Origin of the sequence: Okeania sp. (assembly GCF_035285525.1) — a bacterium.
Classification (GTDB): domain Bacteria; phylum Cyanobacteriota; class Cyanobacteriia; order Cyanobacteriales; family Microcoleaceae; genus Trichodesmium.
Window position 1 is genome coordinate 19,916 of the sequence record NZ_JAYKGW010000071.1, and the last position, 17,794, is coordinate 37,709.

The 17,794-nt window shown below is 35.7% G+C and carries 16 protein-coding genes, 1 tRNA gene and 1 pseudogene; 9 read left to right on the forward strand and 9 right to left on the reverse strand.

Going from position 1 to position 17,794, the window contains the following annotated elements:
• Positions 1-665 precede the first annotated feature (665 nt).
• Positions 666-1,388 carry a hypothetical protein gene (locus VKJ25_RS07260; protein ID WP_324235955.1) on the forward strand — a complete coding sequence of 241 codons (723 nt, stop codon included), beginning with the start codon at positions 666-668 and terminating at the stop codon, positions 1,386-1,388.
• Positions 1,389-1,530: 142 nt separating this feature from the next.
• Here the strand turns inward: VKJ25_RS07260 and VKJ25_RS07265 are convergent, their stop codons facing one another.
• From VKJ25_RS07265 to VKJ25_RS07280, 4 genes and pseudogenes are all read right to left on the reverse strand, one after another.
• Entirely contained in the window at positions 1,531-1,770 is a 240-nt protein-coding gene (locus tag VKJ25_RS07265; protein WP_324235956.1) for a transposase family protein, read from the reverse strand.
• A gap of 302 nt (positions 1,771-2,072) precedes the next feature.
• Positions 2,073-2,213 (reverse strand): annotated as a pseudogene (locus tag VKJ25_RS07270) (Uma2 family endonuclease); the annotation flags it as partial.
• Positions 2,214-2,674: 461 nt separating this feature from the next.
• Positions 2,675-4,039 (reverse strand): cytosine deaminase, encoded by a 1,365-nt coding sequence (locus tag VKJ25_RS07275; RefSeq protein WP_324235957.1) that lies wholly within the window; start codon positions 4,037-4,039, stop codon positions 2,675-2,677.
• A 527-nt stretch (positions 4,040-4,566) separates the two neighbouring features.
• A complete protein-coding gene (locus VKJ25_RS07280; protein WP_324235958.1) occupies positions 4,567-6,501 on the reverse strand; it encodes a S9 family peptidase in 1,935 nt (644 codons plus the stop codon).
• Positions 6,502-7,057: 556 nt separating this feature from the next.
• Between VKJ25_RS07280 and VKJ25_RS07285 the strand changes: the two genes are divergently transcribed.
• The 7 genes from VKJ25_RS07285 (at position 7,058) to VKJ25_RS07315 (ending at position 12,621) form a co-directional block, all read left to right on the forward strand.
• Entirely contained in the window at positions 7,058-7,945 is an 888-nt protein-coding gene (locus VKJ25_RS07285; protein ID WP_324235959.1) for a hypothetical protein, read from the forward strand.
• A gap of 666 nt (positions 7,946-8,611) precedes the next feature.
• The gene (locus VKJ25_RS07290) at positions 8,612-8,881 is read left to right on the forward strand and encodes a DUF29 domain-containing protein (RefSeq protein WP_324235960.1); all 270 of its coding nucleotides are present in this window, start codon (positions 8,612-8,614) and stop codon (positions 8,879-8,881) included.
• Between the two features lie 807 nt (positions 8,882-9,688).
• Positions 9,689-9,826 (forward strand): LOTUS domain-containing protein, encoded by a 138-nt coding sequence (locus VKJ25_RS07295; protein WP_324235961.1) that lies wholly within the window; start codon positions 9,689-9,691, stop codon positions 9,824-9,826.
• Positions 9,810-9,998 carry a hypothetical protein gene (locus tag VKJ25_RS07300; protein ID WP_324235962.1) on the forward strand — a complete coding sequence of 63 codons (189 nt, stop codon included), beginning with the start codon at positions 9,810-9,812 and terminating at the stop codon, positions 9,996-9,998. The genes VKJ25_RS07295 and VKJ25_RS07300 overlap by 17 nt, the downstream gene beginning before the upstream one ends.
• A gap of 371 nt (positions 9,999-10,369) precedes the next feature.
• A complete protein-coding gene (locus VKJ25_RS07305) occupies positions 10,370-10,516 on the forward strand; it encodes a hypothetical protein (protein ID WP_324235963.1) in 147 nt (48 codons plus the stop codon).
• Positions 10,517-10,603: 87 nt separating this feature from the next.
• Positions 10,604-10,858, forward strand: coding sequence for a hypothetical protein (locus tag VKJ25_RS07310; RefSeq protein WP_324235964.1), 255 nt, complete (start codon positions 10,604-10,606; stop codon positions 10,856-10,858).
• A 791-nt stretch (positions 10,859-11,649) separates the two neighbouring features.
• On the forward strand, positions 11,650-12,621 hold the full coding sequence (locus VKJ25_RS07315) for a protochlorophyllide reductase (protein ID WP_324235965.1): 972 nt from the start codon (positions 11,650-11,652) through the stop codon (positions 12,619-12,621).
• Positions 12,622-13,282: 661 nt separating this feature from the next.
• Here VKJ25_RS07315 and trpA read toward each other — a convergent pair.
• The 3 genes from trpA to ndhL all read right to left on the reverse strand — a co-directional run bounded on the left by trpA (position 13,283) and on the right by ndhL (position 14,859).
• A complete protein-coding gene (gene trpA, locus VKJ25_RS07320; protein ID WP_324235966.1) occupies positions 13,283-14,086 on the reverse strand; it encodes a tryptophan synthase subunit alpha in 804 nt (267 codons plus the stop codon).
• Positions 14,087-14,305: 219 nt separating this feature from the next.
• The gene (locus tag VKJ25_RS07325; RefSeq protein WP_324235967.1) at positions 14,306-14,623 is read right to left on the reverse strand and encodes a DUF3007 family protein; all 318 of its coding nucleotides are present in this window, start codon (positions 14,621-14,623) and stop codon (positions 14,306-14,308) included.
• A complete protein-coding gene (gene ndhL, locus VKJ25_RS07330; RefSeq protein ID WP_324235968.1) occupies positions 14,623-14,859 on the reverse strand; it encodes an NAD(P)H-quinone oxidoreductase subunit L in 237 nt (78 codons plus the stop codon). The genes VKJ25_RS07325 and ndhL overlap by 1 nt, the downstream gene beginning before the upstream one ends.
• Before the next feature lie 489 nt (positions 14,860-15,348).
• Between ndhL and VKJ25_RS07335 the strand changes: the two genes are divergently transcribed.
• Positions 15,349-15,433, forward strand: a tRNA-Leu gene (locus VKJ25_RS07335).
• Positions 15,434-15,590: 157 nt separating this feature from the next.
• Here the strand turns inward: VKJ25_RS07335 and VKJ25_RS07340 are convergent.
• Both VKJ25_RS07340 and VKJ25_RS07345 read right to left on the reverse strand, forming a co-directional pair.
• Positions 15,591-16,025, reverse strand: a complete 435-nt coding sequence (locus tag VKJ25_RS07340; RefSeq protein WP_324235969.1) for a hypothetical protein — start codon at positions 16,023-16,025, stop codon at positions 15,591-15,593.
• Positions 16,026-16,620: 595 nt separating this feature from the next.
• Complete coding sequence (locus VKJ25_RS07345; protein WP_324235970.1) at positions 16,621-17,724, reverse strand: nucleotidyltransferase domain-containing protein; 1,104 nt, start codon at positions 17,722-17,724, stop codon at positions 16,621-16,623.
• Positions 17,725-17,794: the final 70 nt, after the last annotated feature.

Below are 17,794 nucleotides of genomic sequence, written 5' to 3' on the forward strand. Positions count from 1 at the left end.
TTTCACCTAAAATAGTGCATTAGGGAGTAGTGGAGTAGGGGAGAAAAGATTTTTGTTCTTGTTTCGTACCTCAACCCAACCTACATCTATTGCATCATTTAAGATGAAATAGTTCACTACCAATAGCGTTTATGCGTAAGTCTTACTCTTTTCTCTCTCAACTGGATCAGGACTTACCCACCCGCGACCAATAAAGGGGGTTTATTACTGCGATCTTGTTGTTCAAACCAGGAAATTTTTTTGATAAACCCCATTTCTGCGTAAGTCCTTTTCATAATTGATTTTGTTTTTGATGATGGGAAATTTCTCAATACTAATTAGCGATCGCATGGCTTCCCTATAACTTAAAAAATACTAAATAAATTTAATTAATAGTTTTAGTCCCTAATTCTAGCATTCATTAAAAATAGGGCAATTCCTATCTATATCCCTCTTTTTTTACTCTATTCTGTTGGACATTAAAAAACCATTTATTCTTAAGAAAAAATAAAAAAAACAATTTGTACAAAACAAATTAATAATCAAGAAAGATTTTCAAGTCAATAATTTAATCAAAACTGGGGAACTAACAGAAACTTTAATTTAGCTAAGAGAAGTTCAAGTAGCGATCGCGTGGTGCAGTTACAGACAAACTAAGAGGTCTTGTAATTTTCTATCAAAACCAAATGCCAACTAATCAAATCAAACACCTTAACTTTTCTAGTGGGTACATAGACGCTAAGTATGTGGAGAATGTGGAAAATTATCATATTCAAAACCGTACTATTGTGGTCAACCCCGAAGATTCAGAAGCTTTCCTAGATGAAACTAATCGCAGCATTATTCCAGCTTTTTCATCGACTATCCTCAGTGATACAGTCGTAAAAGAAGCAAAATCCTTAATTTTCCTGGAGGTTGTAGAAACCAAAAACATTGGTAAGATTATTTTTGAGAGTGGGTGGGATATATTAGGAAACTTAATTGACTTTCCTAAAGATGTACCCCTCTGGAAATCTCCTCAAGATGAAGCAGCCATCATAAAAGTCGATCCATATTTTATGGCAAGACAATCAACAACACCTAATCAGCAAGAAAAATTTGCTCTCAAGGTCAACCTCTGGTATGCTCCTTCCCATACTGATTGTGCAATCAATAATGAACATGACTTTTTAGAGATTCATACCCAAGTCTTTGGACAAGGACGAATGCAAAAATTCAAAGCCGAAAATTTTGATACTCTCTATGAAGATTTGATTATGGCAGAGGGATATACTCAGATTGTTCCTTTCTGTCAAGTAAATGAAAATCAGAAATATACTTATCCGTGGCATCAGTATTGCTCTGACACAGATTGCATCTGGATGGCAATAGAATATCACCCGAAAAAAAATTCTAACTACGGAGAATAGCTAAATTATGTCTAGCGAAATTTATAAGTGCGATCGCGCTTATAAATTTCTCAAAGTAGAAGAATAGAGTTGTTGGGAAATAACTTAGGTTAGGGAAAATGAAAACTTAAACCTAGGAATTTTGGGAGCGTGACTTTGCTATTTATGCTACCATCAGGTACAAGTTCCATAACCCAGTTGCTGTTAACATTAATTTATCATCAAAATCATTCTTGTGATTACAGTAAATCTGATTGACAGCACCATAACGTTTGACGCCCGCACAGGCGTTTTCGCATATCACCCTAGATTGACTTAATTTTCGATTTTCGTGATGCTGCTGTTCAGTTAATTCTCGGCCTTTTGGTTTTTTATGGGGTACCTGAATAAAGGTTGAGAGCAAGGATTGAAATGCTTTATGATTTAAGGAATGTTAATGCTATGAGTAACCTATCTTGTTTTAAAGCCCGTTTAATATTTAGCATTCAAGTTGGTCAATTTTTTCTTAACTTATTTTACCTTATTTCCCAACAACTCTATTGTCTTTGATGGGATACCAGAGCAAGTCACCAGCGACAAATGCATTAGACATCTCCTCCAAATGAGGGAACAGGGAAAACTAGATATGTGGGAACAGGAAGAAATAATTGATAATTTATGGATAAGAATTGATTTAATTTTTTATTTTTGGAGATGTCTATTAGGAACTTCAGCAAATAAAATTTCCAGGTTTTCTTTTATAGTGACGATCCAGCAAAACTGTTTTGTATTATCTGCCATTGGTTGACCATCGCTATCTGGGTGAATAATTTCTGGTTTTGTATCAGTAGTTAATTCTTTTACCATATTATATTATTTCTAATTCAAAATAATCAGTGGACTGTAGGTTGGGTTGAGGCGCGAAACCCAACAACAAATATAGACATCTGTTGGATTCAAGATACGCTTAACCCAACCTACATTTGTCATCTAATTCACAATAATCAGGTAAAGTTGTATTAATAACTCTGCCATTTATTAATACTACTCTATCATATTGAGACTGTAATCAAAGTTCGCTAAAATTCCTACCTTTAAATAGAATTAAATCCCTAGGAATCTGAGAATTGTAGGTTGGGTTTCGTACCTCAACCCAAAAACTATAAATATAACCATCTGTTGGGTTCGCTATCGCTTTTTCCTACCGAATGCTACACAAACATGTTCGTAGCAAAACCCAACCTACATCTTATCATCTAATTCATAATTGTAGGTTGGGTTTCGTGCCTCAACCCAACAACCACAAATATAAGCATCTGTTGGCTTCGCTATCGCTTTTCATGTTGCGTAGCAAAACCCAACCTACATCTATCATCTAATTCACAATAATCAGGTAAAGTTGTATCAATAACTCGACCATTTCTTAATACTATTCTATCATGTTGAGACCGTGATAAAAGTTCACTAAAATTCCTACCTTTAAACAGAATTAAATCGGCAGGTAATCCAACTCTAATTCTACCAATATTAGGCAAACCAATTAAATCCCCAGGAGTTTTCGTCACAGCACCAGGCCAATCTCCATAAGGCATATCTAAATGAGCAATTCTCACTGACATATTAAACACTTCTAAAACATCATGGTCGCCAAATCCAAAAAACGGGTCGCGACAATTATCACTAGCGATCGCTACAGAAATCCCCTGTTTTTTCAACTCATGTAATAAAGTCACACCCCGCCATCTTGGAGTATAATTATCTTGCCGATTTTGGAGATAAAGATTACACATTGGTAGACTGACAATACTAATACCAGATTCCTGAACTAATTTCAGAGTTTCTGTTACTTTGTCCGGAGTTTGTACAGCCAAACTACAACAATGTCCGCAGATAATTTTGCCAGTAAATTGATGATTAATTGCCTGCTCTGCAACCTTATGTAAAACCCTAGAATTAGGGTCTCCATTTTCATCAATATGTAAGTCTAAATCTAATTGACGTTCTTTTGCCAAACTAAATAATTTATCTAACTGATTATCCACATCTGAACTCATAAAAGGAACAGCTCCTAATATGCCACCAATATCAGCTATTTTATCAGCTAATTTTTCTCCAGCTTGAGTCAGAAAATAATCTCCAGTCACCAAAGAAACAGGTTGTAATATTAATCTATCTTCCCACTCTTTTTGTAATGTTTGAAATACCTGCAAACTAATATTTTCCTGTTCTCCAAAACAGTCAATATGAGTTCTAATAGCTTTTGTTCCATGAGCATAACTACATTTGAGACCAAACTCCATTCGACGGTAAACATCTTCAGCATTCCAATATTTTTCCGCATCCCTAGCGCCCGCATCCAAAGCGCCATTAAAACTACCATCTGGGTTAGGCGATCGCTCCCAAATATGTCCTTTATCTAGATGGGTGTGCATATCTACAAAACATGGCCACACCATTCCACCTTTGAGGTCAATAGTAGGAATATCTTCAGTTGTCAGAGAAGGCAAATCTGCTGAGGAATGGATAATTTGGGTGATGATTCCCTGTTTAATTTCTATATTTATTAATGACAAACTTTCCTTAGTTTGACTTGGTATTTCGGAGTCAGTTTCTATCAGACAGACAGGTACATGAGCATTTTTTAACCAATAGTTAGAAGTATTAGAGATGACTGAAAATTGTTGATTATTCATAATTATAGATATATAGCCATAAGAGGGGGCAGGTTTATTAGACGATAACTGACATCATTGGGGGCGGGTTTAGTTAACTTAATAGGTACTCGTTAACTAACTTATGAAACCCGCTCCTACAGTTGATGAAAAATAGTGTAGGGGCGGGTTTGACCAGAGATTTTTATGGTTCACCTCAAATTTATATAAACCCGCCCCATTAGACGATACCTGACATCATTGGGGGCGGGTTTAAGGGGCGGGTTTGACCAGAGATTTTCATGGTTCACCTCAAATTTATGTAAACCCGCCCCGTTATAGGTACTCGTTAACTTTCCTGATGATTTTTCGGGAACTGTAACCCGCTCCTACAGTTGATGAAAAATAGTGTAGGGGCGGGTTTGACCAGAGATTTTCATGGTTCACCTCAAATTTATATAAACCCGCCCCGTTAGACGATACCTGACATCATTGGGGGCGGGTTTAGTTGACTTAATAGGTACTCCTTAACTAACTTATGAAACCCGCCCCTACTAAAATTAAAAAATCTAAAGATTAATTATTTCTATCTCCTCTAAATCATCAGCAAGTGTAAATCCAAATACACGAGAATAAAAATAAAATTCTCCATCCAAAGCGCGTTTAATATTTTCCGAACGGCGAAAACCATGTTGTTCTCCTGGAAAAGCAACATAAGCTACTGGTAATCCTTTTTCTTGCAAAACTTCTACCATTTTTTCAGCTTGATTTGGGGGAACAATTTGATCTTCTAAACCTTGGAAAAAAATTACCGGGCAAGACAAACTTTCTTTAAAATTAATCGGCGATCGCTGTTGATAAATTTCTTTTTCTTCAGGATAAAGTCCGATTAATCCATCTAAATAACGAGATTCAAATTTATGAGTATCTGTTGCTAAAGCCTCCAAATCGCTAACTCCATAATAACTTGCTCCAGCTTTAAATACATCCTTAAAAGTTAAAGCACATAAAGTTGTATAACCTCCCGCACTACCACCAGAAATAGTCATCCGATTACCATCTACTAATCCCTGTTCAGCTAAATATTGAGCGCCATTTACACAATCATCAACATCAACAATACCCCAATTATTTTTGAGTCTTTGCTGATACTCTCTTCCATAGCCAGTGCTACCTCCATAATTAACATCAAGTAAAGCAAAACCCCGACTCGTCCAATATTGAATTTTTAAATTTAAACTACTAGAAGTTGCTGCCGTCGGACCTCCATGACTCTTCACTAAAAGAGGTGGTTTTTCTCCTACAGGTGCAGTGTAATCTTTATTAGTTGGCGGGTAAAAGAAACCATAAGCAGTCTGACCATTTTCTGTGGGAAATTCTATAGTTTGAGGAATAGATAAATAACCAGAATCAATTTCTAAATCTGTAGAACGTTTTAAAACATTAATATCACCTGTAGACAGATTTATTTTAATAACTGAACTAGGTTCCGTAGGAGAACTTCCCAGAAAACAAATTTGGTTTTCTTTTGCTTTTAAACAACTAATAGAAGTATAAGGCATTTCTATTTCCTGTAAATGTTTTTTCGTAGTATTAAGAGTTGCTAAATGCCAAATTCCATTCTGAGAAAAAGTGCAGAGAATTTTGTTAGCTGCGGTGAAACCATAAGTAGACATTCCAAACACCCATTGTGGCATTCCAAACTCAGCATCCAAAGGATACAATGGGTCTACATTTTCCGCCTTAGTAACTCCAGGCACCCGATAAAGATTCCACCATTTAGAGCGATCGCTGACAAAACATAACATTCCATTTGGAGACCACTGGGGTTGAAAAATTGATTCTGCTTTCCCTCCAGCAACCAACTTCATTTCACCCAATGAACCATCCGTATTCACCTGAGCTACCCACAACTCCGTACCATCCCAAGGCATATTTGGATGATTCCAACTAATCCAGCAAAGTTGGGAACCATCGTGACTGAGAGTCAGTGAAGCATAAAAATCATAACCCTCTGCTAATATCTGGATATCCTCTCCATTTTTGAAATTGATGCTAACTATCCTATTAACAGGTTCCCCACCTCCAGTATGATCTTCCTGAATACAAATCAAGCGATCGCGCAATTTATCTATTACACCATCAGCATAACGTAGATTTGCCTCCGGAGTTAAAGGTAGGGGTTCCGTACCTGGTGTTTGACTGTAGAGACGTTGATCTGCAAAATTAGAAAAATATATTGTACCATTCGCTACCAAAAAAGCTGCACCGCCGTATTCATGGACACGGGTGCGTACATTAAAAGGAGGAGGGGTAATGTCAGTAGTCTGTCCATCGGGAGTGTGACGGACAATTACATTTCGTCCACCTTCCGAAGGTCGTCCTTCAATCCAGTAGACATCATCACCATCAATGGTAATACTACTGAGTCCAATTGTTCCGGCCACAATTAAATCGGTAGTTATAGGGGATTTCCAAGAACCTAATGGTGCTATTTGTGTCATAATTTTAGATTGATAGATAGAATAATGTTTACTATTTAATTTTGTTATTGTCAATTCCGAAATTCTGAATATTCTGTTTGATATTTTTAATATAAACTATAAAAAAAGATTGTAGTTAATTAATGAATAATGAATCATTAAGTAGTAGGTTGGATTTCGTTCTGATACCCAACAAAAATATTTCTCCCGTAAAGACGTTGCATGGGTACGGACGTTATCAAGGAAAAGCTTGAAACTTCTAGGAATTAATGATCAATTATCAATTGCTAAAATGAATAATGAATAATTAAGTAGTAGGTTGGGTTGAGGAACGAAGCAAAGGCAAAAATCTTTCTCAAGACGTTCCATGGGTATGGACGTTATCAAGGAAAAGCTTTAAACTTGTAGGAATTAATGATCAATTATCAATTGCTAAAATGAATAATGAATAATTAAGTAGTAGGTTGGGTTTCGTTCTGATACCCAACAAAAATCTTTCTCAAGACGTTCCATGGGTATGGACGTTATCAAGGAGGAATTAAGGAATTAATTATCAATTACTAAAAAGAGAAAAATTATGTCAATTATCAAATTAGTCGATGACCTACCCACAGATGGGATTACAGTTTCTGCATTACGCGCCTTAGATTTCGTAGTTCCCGGTGAATGGAATAATTTAGTAGGTTTTAAAAAGACGGTTCGTGAAATTACTGGGGAATCAGAATCTGAAAAAATCCAACACATTAGCGAACGTGCTTTGTGGATATATAACGACCAATCTCAAGGATATCAGGATGCTATCTGGGTTTACCAAAGTCTAGACAAAGCTGATGTTGCTTTAGGTGCAGCAGCAATGGCAAATAAAGTTGGTGAAAAAATCTCTTTCTTGGGTTTCTTCAATAAGTTGACTCCATCAGCAGATACAACTCAAGCATTAGATTTATCCATCAAAATAGTAGCAGAGTTAGTTGCTTTCTGTAAATTGAACGGAATGCCAACTATGGATAGTTTAGGGGATTTTTCCGCAGCGTTAGCAGAAGAATATAGTGGTCCAGCTTTAATGCGCATGGTTGCCTTAGTCTGTTTCGATGGATTGATTCCCCTCGGACCTGATTTTCTCGATCGCGTCGGCGATATTATTGGGGGAATGAGTTCTGCTGGTTTGGCACGAAATCCATTATTTCAAAAGGTAAATGATTTGATTCCTGGTGATGGTACTCAGGGTAAACTTGATTTTATTGGTAATAGTTTTGATTCAGTTCGGGGGTGGATGAGCGATTTAGTTTCATCACGAGGATTAGATCCTGAAATGATTACTAATAGTTTGCAAAATTTTGTAGATATTGCTGACGATAAGTTAGATTATTTAGCAGCATTTATTGATATGACGACTAATTATTTTGAACATACTGGGATTCAAACTGTAGCTCGTCGTCTAATTTTGCAAGCAGCAGAAGAAGTTTAAAGGAAATTATGAATTTAGGTTGGGTTGTGCTGGATATTTTCATGTTTGGGAGCAAAACTCAACCTAAAATATGAAGTTACGCGATCGCGTAACTTTTGTATTCTAATGAGTCTATTAATTCGTCACTTGATGGTAGGTCGAGTAATTGATTTTAGTTTACCATAATAATTTGATTGTGACATTTGAACTGTTTAATTTTAGCAAATGAATGATATAGTAGGAAATAGCTAACTTAAAAACAAAAAAACTATGATTACTATTAATTTAAAACCAGAAATTGAAGCTCAGATTCGAGAAAAAGCTAAATTATTAGACTTATCAATTGAACAATATATTGAAAATTTAATATAAATAACAGGTAAGCATTCAGCCGTCAGCTATCAGCTATCAGAAGAGTGATTTTAATCTTTGATAAAAGCTTTATTAATTGAGCCAAAAAAATCTTACTAAAAAAGTCATTCCACTTGATATTAGAGTCTATATTCGTTGAAATAATCTCCTTAAAAACAGGATTTCTTTGCTGTTAACGAAGTTCCGACCCAGGAGACTGGCTGAGGTGCTAATAGCTGAATGCTTACAATAACAGCTTTTAGATTTTATAGTAAATTGGTATGGGGGAAATTTCAGTAAAGTAAGCAAACATCAACCTAATTAGGAGTTTAATTTATGAATTATATTGACAAGACTACACAAATATATCGGACAAATGAAATGACTAATCTTTATGAAACTGATTTTGTGGAGTGGACTGTTCAACAAGTTCAAGCATTAAATAATCGTAATCTAAAAGCACTTGATTGGAATAATTTAAAGGAGGAAATAGAAGACTTGGGAAAAGAACAAATTCATGCTGTTAGTAGTTTTATCAAAAGGTTAATTGAATACAAACTTAAACTAGACTATTCCTCCGATATTTATCCTCGCAACCACTGGTAAATTGAAGTTAATAATTTTCAAGATGAAATTGAGAGAAGACTAACTAAAACTTTGTTAAATAAGGTGGATATAAATAAAGAATATGAAAGAGCTAAAAGATTAGTTTTCAGTGAATCTAAAATTAGACCTTCCTGATAAATGTCCTTATAGTTTTGCTGATTTAATGGAAAGATTACTATAAAATTGACCCAAATTTCTACAAACTTCGATTCTGTGCATAATTTATATTTTTTGGGTTAGTTCATTTTTTTTGTCTGAGGTACGACATAATATTTACCTGATTTTCAAAGTTTTCTGCAAACTGCCATTCTGTGCATAATTTATATGTTTGGATTAGTTCATTTGTTTGTCCGAGATATGACATAATATTTACCTGATTTTCAAGGCTTTCAATTTGAATTAATTATGCAAGATTTATGAATAATTTATGCAGGCTAACCCAGAAACCTGGTTTCTGATGGATGTTTATTCTTGAAAACAATCATTTCTCCTATAAACCGGGTTTTTTTGTCTAATTATTGTTATTATAAAAATTGTTAAAACTAATTTCTGATTGCTATAATAAAAAAATTTAATAAATAACTACACAGGAGTTATGCAAAGTAACTAAGAAACCGGGTTTATTGCCACGATATTGTTGTTCAAACCAAGATATTTCATCAACCCGATTTCTGCGTAAGTTCTACTAAAAGTAACTAAGAAACCGGGTTTATTGCCACGATATTGTTGTTCAAACCAAGATATTTCATAAACCCGGTTTCTGTGTAAGTCCTATTAGATTAATGTTAGTTAGATAAGGGTGTATGGATGGAAAAAAGCGACTTAACGCTGGAAGATTTACAGAATGCTAATAATTTAGAGGGAATAGGAAATGTTTTTCGGAAACTTGGCTACAACACAACTGTAGAACTACTTAAGTCTAGAAGAGTTGGAGTTACCAACTAAAAGTTTTGAAGCTGTGATAGATGCTTATATTATTGCAGATATAGGTAGTGGAAATTTACAAATATTGTTATTTCAGTTAACAGCTCAAGAGTTGAGTTCTGAGAATACAGCTAAGAGTAAAATGAAGGCGATCGCTGAAAGTTTATGTCAACGTCCTTCTAAATTTTTATGACTGGCAACTAAAGATTATCAACAACTTTTATTAGGCAGTCCTCAGCAAACTTTAGATGATAATTAGAAGCTAAAAGTTAATATCAAGTTTTGTTATATAGACTTTACTAATCCTAATTTTCAGCAACTAAAGACATTCAAAAAAATTGCACTTTTTCACCAAGAAACGAAAACTCTTCATCAAAATCAGTACCAAGCTTTAGATGATATTAAGCTTTTTCAACCAACAGGTAAAAATAATAAAAAGGAAGTCGTGAAAGAATTAGGCAAATTCAGGCAAAAGCTCTGAGGAAACTGATCTATAAAAATTTTGAAAGCTTTTTTGTAAATTATCTTTGCTCTAAAGAAGTTAATATTAATCCGGAAAAACATTTGATATTTGAACATCTTTATCTTCAAGCTATTAAAAAAAGTGTTAATTTTAATGTTCAACCTGTACCCAATAATAATCTTGAAAAAATCAACTCAAAAAGAGGTTTAGATGATACTATTTTTAATGTTTTAGAAAGAGCAGTATAGAATTTACTTAAAGATTTTAAACGGCAGCAAACTAGCAGTAAATTTAGACCTAAACTAAATAAATTATAGCAGAAAATTTACTTGTTTTTGGAACAGCAAACTAAGGATGTATTAGACTTAGAATATCGAGAGACTATCGAACGGGTTCTGGAAGTAATTGCTACAGAAAATCTGCGGAGTATTGAAAGAGAAATTAAGCAAATATGGCAGCAATATATTGATATTAATAGTTTCGTCTCTGACTTACATGAAATTTTTGTTGATGCAGAACTTTATTATCAACTTGAAGAGGAGAAAAAATCAAACCCATTAGACATGATAAAAGCTGAAGATATTCAATGAATTTGTTATCAGTTGTTTAAACCTTTTCACGGAATTAAAAAGCAAGATTTTATCACCTCCAAACTTTAACCCTATATTCAGCAATTAATAATTAATAATTACCCCTTCTTTAAAGAAGGGGATTGACTAATCATGAAGATTTATCCCCAATCCTTGGGTAGGCTTCCATGTGTGAATTCTTGAATGAATAATTATTGACTATCAACTCTTAATTATTAATTATTAACTATTAGACATCTCCAAAAATAAAAAATTAAATCAATTATCGGACAGAAATCATCTATTCTTTTCCCCTACTCCCTACTCCCTCTTTTCTGAAGAAACCGGGTTTCTAGGGTGTGTCATCAATTAGATGTTAGAAGCTTGATCAACAAAAGTAGTGGACTGACAAAGCTCAAACTGTTCATTACATCATTGGGGGGGTGGGTTTATCTAACTCACTTTGAAAATTGTTCATTGCACGGACGTTGCATGCAACGTCCCTACAGAGGAACCCGCCCCTACCGACCGCACAATTTCAGGTATGCGCTCGCTGTATCTGAACCTACCCAACTGCGATCGCCATTTTTACATAACAGAGAATAGCTTTTTTGTCAACTTATTTAATTGATGACACGCCCTAAGATAAATCGTTATTTTTATAACAGATATCTAGAAAAAAACCGGTTTCTGGGTTTGTCTGCGTAAGTCCAGTTAATGTCACAAAGATTTATCACGGTTAGCATTAGTTCGCCAAATCTATTGTAAAATCACGGAATTAGTCAATCAAATTTCACAAAATCTCATTGAGAATGGAACCAAATCATAAATCAACAGTAATAATCACAGGTGCATCCTCCGGGGTGGGTTTATATGCTGCGAAAGCTCTAGCTAAAACAGGTCAATGGTATGTGGTGATGGCCTGTCGAGACTTGGTAAAAGCTGAAAAAGCTGCCCAAGAAGTGGGAATGGCACAAGAGAGTTACACTGTTATGGAGCTAGACTTGGCCAGTCTAGAGAAGGTTAAAAGGTTTGTCAATACTTTCAGAGAAAGTCGTCGCTCTTTGGATGCTTTAGTCTGCAATGCTGCGGTATATTTGCCATTGTTAAAAGAACCGATGCGGAGTGCAGATGGTTATGAATTAAGTGTGGCTACAAATCATCTTGGACATTTTCTGCTCTGTAACCTCATGTTAGAGGATTTGAAACAGTCTCCTGCTCAGGATAAAAGATTAGTGATTTTAGGAACTGTAACAGCTAATCCGAAAGAGTTGGGAGGAAAAATTCCCATTCCAGCACCTCCAGATTTAGGAGATTTGCAGGGTTTTGAACAAGGTTTTAAAGCTCCTATTTCTATGATTAATGGTAAGAAATTTAAGTCTGGTAAAGCTTATAAAGATAGCAAACTTTGTAATGTTTTGACCATGCGAGAGTTGCATCGACGTTATCACGAATCTACAGGAATTATTTTTAGTTCTCTGTATCCTGGATGTGTGGCAGATACACCTTTATTTAGAAATCATTTTCCTTTATTCCAGAAAATTTTTCCCCTATTTCAAAAGAACATTACTGGAGGATATGTTTCTCAAGATTTGGCAGGGGAAAGGGTTGCTGCTCTGGTTAAAGATTCTGAATATAAAGAGTCGGGAATGTATTGGAGTTGGGGAAATCGCCAAAAGAAAGATCGTAAGTCTTTTGTGCAAGAGGTTTCTGATGAAGCAAGTGATAATGATAAGGCAATTAAACTTTGGGAACTAAGTTCAAAGTTAGTAGGGTTGAGTTAATTAGTTTTTTTGAGAATACTCTCACATAGATAGCACTTACCCATCAACCCTATTAAATGGTGCAATAGGAAATGGGGTGATGGGTTGATGGGGTTATGGGGTTATGAAAAAAGCTAATGTAGCTATTGGTAGGGTGCGTTAGCGCTAGCGTAACGCACCAATACTATATATATAGTGCCTTGGCGTAAGTCCTGTTCATTATTCATTAATTTCCCACCCGCCCCTATGATATAACCAACCGTCCTAGAGGGCGGGTTTCTATAAATCTTGGAGTCACCATCAAAATTCTGGCTCAAACCCGCCCCTACTAATGTACTATTTTATTTAGGTGAAACAATCCAGTAGTAAACCGTTTCATCTAAAATGGTGCCATAGGAAATGGGGTTATGGGGTTATGAAAAAAGCTAATGTAGTATTTTAGATGAAACAATCCAGTAGGCTGTGTTTTCGGCGCTTGAGCCGACATGTTTGCGTAGCAGTCCCTATACGATAACGCTACGCGACATCAATGCCCTTCCATGACCTGAGTCTCCTAACGCACCAAGACTCTATATATAGTGGGTTTGTAAGTCCTAATATAATCTGGCTCTAAACAATCATCTCTATCAACAATAGGAAGCAATCTCAGAGTTTTAGGAGATTGTTTCCTTGTAAAAAAAAGTTAACTAATAGCTGCCTTCAAACTCCGACAAAATTCCCCAATCGCTTCCAACCCTTCATCCGGATTTCCCTGAGCTAACCTCTTTACCACCGCACTACCAACAATAACCCCATCACTACCCCAATTTTTTACCTGCAAAGCGTGTTCCGGTTGAGAAATACCAAAACCTACACCAATGGGTTTATCAGTCACTGCCCGCATTTGTGCTAATAAATTTTCTACCCCCGTTTGTACTTGAGTACGCATTCCCGTCACCCCAGTCACACTCACTAAATATATAAATCCTTGAGACTGACGAGCGATCGCTTCTATTCTCTCCTTTGGGCTAGTGGGAGCTACTAATAAAGTCAATTCTATGCCAATATCTTTGGCTGGTTTCAATAAAATATCCGCCTCTTCTAAAGGCAAGTCTGGTACCACCAAACCCCTAGCACCCACATCATAAATTTTTTTCAGAAAATTCTCTACCCCTCGGTATAAAATCGGGTTGTAATAAGTAAATAAAATTATCGGCGATCGCAACTTCGGACTAACTGTCTGGACTACCTCCAATACGGACTCCAAAGTAGTCCCCCGACTCAAAGAACGAGTTGCAGCAGCCTGAATTACTGGGCCATCAGCCAGAGGGTCAGAATAAGGTACGCCCAACTCTATCAAGTCAGCTCCACTATTATCTAACACCTCCAAAGCCTTGGCCGTAGTTTCCAAATCTGGGTCTCCTGCCGTAATGAAGGGAATTAAAGCACACTGGGGACTATTTTTTGAATTTCGTAGAGATTCAAAACAATGAGAAACTGAAATCATATTTATATAGATAATTTAAGTAGTAAATTAATTTCCTAGTTGAGAGAGGGAAAAGGGAATAGGGAACAGGGAACAGACAGAAAGAAAAAATTGATAATTTATTAGACAGGAAACAGGTATGGAGGGAACAGGGAACAGACAGAAAGAATTGATAATTTCTTCATTAAATTGGAGATGTCTGATAGTAATGTGTAATTAATTTTATATAAACACTTATTCTTATTTGTCTGTCCGATCGGCCTTTTCCTGTTCAATTTCAGCCTGCAACTGAGCCAACTCCTCTGGAGTCATCTCTGCCAAACGCTTTTGCAGCACTGCCTCTTCATAATCATTCAACTGCTGGTTATAGGTCATATTGCTACTCATAACCCTAAATAGATAGGTCAGTAGCCAGACAACTAAGCCACCGACCAAAACTGCTTGTGTCCAAATACCAGCATCTGTACCGTCTATTCCTACTACTTGTAATACTAAGTAAATAAGACCACCAGCAGCAAAAACACCGATAGTTATTCCAATGGCATCAATTCGTCGCATTAACCTTCAATCTGTCGCTTTCTAGGGCGAAAATTTAAAAATGGGGACAAAACCAACATACCAGGGAAGAAGAAGAACATCAAGAAGTACATAAAGACCCGTTCAATGGAGCTAGCAACATACCAACGGATATTGAGATAAGCATAAACTATGGCTGGCATTACTAGAAGGTAGGCTCCGGCCAGAGCTGCATAAATAATTAAGATTATTAGGTTCGTGTCCAAGTCCAAGTTCATAAACTAAAGATGGAGAATTTACAATAATTAATTGTATTTTGTTTGATACATTATTGTCTTAGCGAATGTTTTTCTAGTCAAGCTCTAAATTATTCCATATTTTTTCTGTCCAGGAGAAAGGTACTAATGTCCTTGTTTAAAGTCCTTAACAATTTTTTTATATTAATTTCTGGAAAATACTTGCTAAAATAACGTTGTGCTTTAACTTCCCTGGCGGGAAGTCCTGCGCTCTCACGCAGGGGAGCGTCGGGATGAAAGCCAGGGCCAGGATTCGGATACCTTCATAAGCTAAATGTTCATAACCCCTTGACAAGCTAGAAGGATTTTGTTATTGTAAAGTTTAACACAGGGGGAGGACATCACCTCTGTCTAAACAGCGGTCAGGGTTTCCCAGACTGAAGAGTCCCGCGTCGTCCCGTAAGGGCAACGTCGGGAGTATGTCAATAAAAGAATGAGCTTTTTTAGCTCATTTAATTATCTCAAATATATGGGGGTGTGGCGGAATGGTAGACGCTACGGACTTAAAATCCGTTGACCCTAAACGGTCGTGTGGGTTCAAGTCCCACCACCCCCATTTTAAAACCTTTATATAGGTTAGTTGCCAGAAAATGGGACAAATACAAGAATCAAGTAAAAGTGCAAAAAATGGAGAAAAAGTTGCTTTTTCTTGCTCTTTCAAATGATTTTAGGACTAAAGCTATAGGAATAGGAACTCAGAAACCCGGTTTCTTTTAGACATTGACAGTTGAAAACAACGATTTGCGGTAGAAACCGGGTTTCTTTGAATAAGTCCTAATAATCCTGTTACCAAAAGACTTAGGGTTTATTTTTTCTCGATGATACCAAGCGCTATAGCTTTTTTCAGCAATCGAAATAATTTTGATTTCTGAAAAAGTGCTATCGCTCATTTTTGTGAAGTCTTCGTTGGATATTTCTACAGGAAAAGCTAAATAGTCGCAGTTGCGCCATAAAAGTAGGGGAATAACTGGGGGCAAATCTTTTGGCTCTGGAAATTCTCTAAAGAAACGATATGCTACTTCTTTATCCAGCAATTTTAGATTTAAAATTCCTCGTTTATCAATTAAATTTTCTAATGCCTGTTGATAAGTAATTTCACGGTTTCTTAATAGTTGCCAAGCTGATAAAACAGAAGTTGATGTAGTCATAGTTACAATTAAAATGAATAATGGATAGTGAGTAATGAATAATGAAAACTATAGCAATTTGTACTGATGTTGTCACAATTCAAAAACTAAAAATAAACTCCTAAATTTTTACCCATTAAACATTGTATCCTTTTAGGGAAAAGGGAATAAGGAATAGGAAATAAAGTATTTTGGCAAATATCTTAGATGTAACCAACTATTCTCAAAAAGTAGCAAGATTTTTGACACAAACAAATAAAATAGGCAGGACTTACACAAAGTGAACAAGAAACCGGGTTTATTGCCATAATATTGTTGTTGAAACCACGAAATTTATTTCATAAACCCGGTTTCTGCATAGTTTCTGCGTAGAAAGTTTTTGACCATTGATTATCCGGAAATGATATAATATAATGTCCGGTTGAGTAATTAGATTTTCGTGGAAGAAAGGCAGCTATGCTGAAGGCTGAGGGCAAAAGCTTTTATACCATTTTTACCTTGATTTTATACAGGCACGGTGCCCGAAAAATCCGATGCTACCGGACATGATATAAAACCTTTATCTCTCAGTTCTTTTAGATTGAATCAGCAAGTCTTAATTATCAATTATTAATAATTAATTAACTCCTGCCATTTCCACCAATTCTACACAAACTTGATTCAAAAACTCCTGCTCAACTTTTTCTGGCAATTCTGTTTTCACCTCCTTAATTTCGGCAAATAAATCATCAGCTAATTTTTTCACTTCCTCATAATCAACATCCCCATTTCTAATAGATAACAAATATTCTGCATCACCAGCTTTTTTTCGATTCACATACAAAACCCCATCCCGTAAAATTTCAATTCCCATTCTTAACAACCGAATACAATGACTTGTATGTTTAGCATCATATCCACACTTTCTTTCCAACTCTTTTCGTTGCAAATTTCTCCCTTGATTCCAACTACAATAAGCTTCCCATTGACTAAGAGCTTGCCGATAAGCTTGAGTCAAATGTAACAAACGCACAAAATCGTTTTGTGCTCTCGTATATTCTTGCACTTTCGGTAATAATTCTTCAGGCATTTGATGTTGTTTTAGAATCGCTTTATAATCAATTTTTTCTAACAGCAAATCTCTCAATTTTTGAGCAGGTTCTAAAAATTCTATGCAGTCTCTAACCAACATATAGAGAAATTCCATAAAAGCATTAATTTCAGATTTAGTTAAAGGTCGATAACTATCTTCATCTAACCCAAAATCTTGAGGTACTGGCTTTTTTTCCGGAGGATTTAATAACCATTTTCTATGAGTTTCAACTCGTTTAATTTGAGAATAAGCATAACCTGCAAAAGACGCTCTTATTTTCTGAGAAATAAATGCTTGACGATAGGAAATTAGCTTTTTTCCTACTGGGGATAAATGCAAGTAAAAATTATCATCTAACCAAAGAAGTTCTAAGATATTCGGATTGTTGTTATGGACGAGAATAAGAAATTTTCTTAACTCATAAATTACGCAATCTTTAACATTATCTAATACCGGAAATAAACCTGTTCCTGGTTCATCCCAACCTCGGTCTTTTTGTTCAACAGATTTAAACCCTAAATAATAATCTTGAGGAGCAATAAAAATCCCTTTATAGTCACAGTCAGATGTGGGTATGGCAGTTCCGTAAGCTTGGGAACCTGTCAGAGCAAGTAATATTAATCCTGATTCTACTGTTTTTCTATCCATTCTTTTCAGTTATCAGTTATTAATACCATTGTAGAAGATGAAAGATACATTTGTGTTACAAAGATAAATT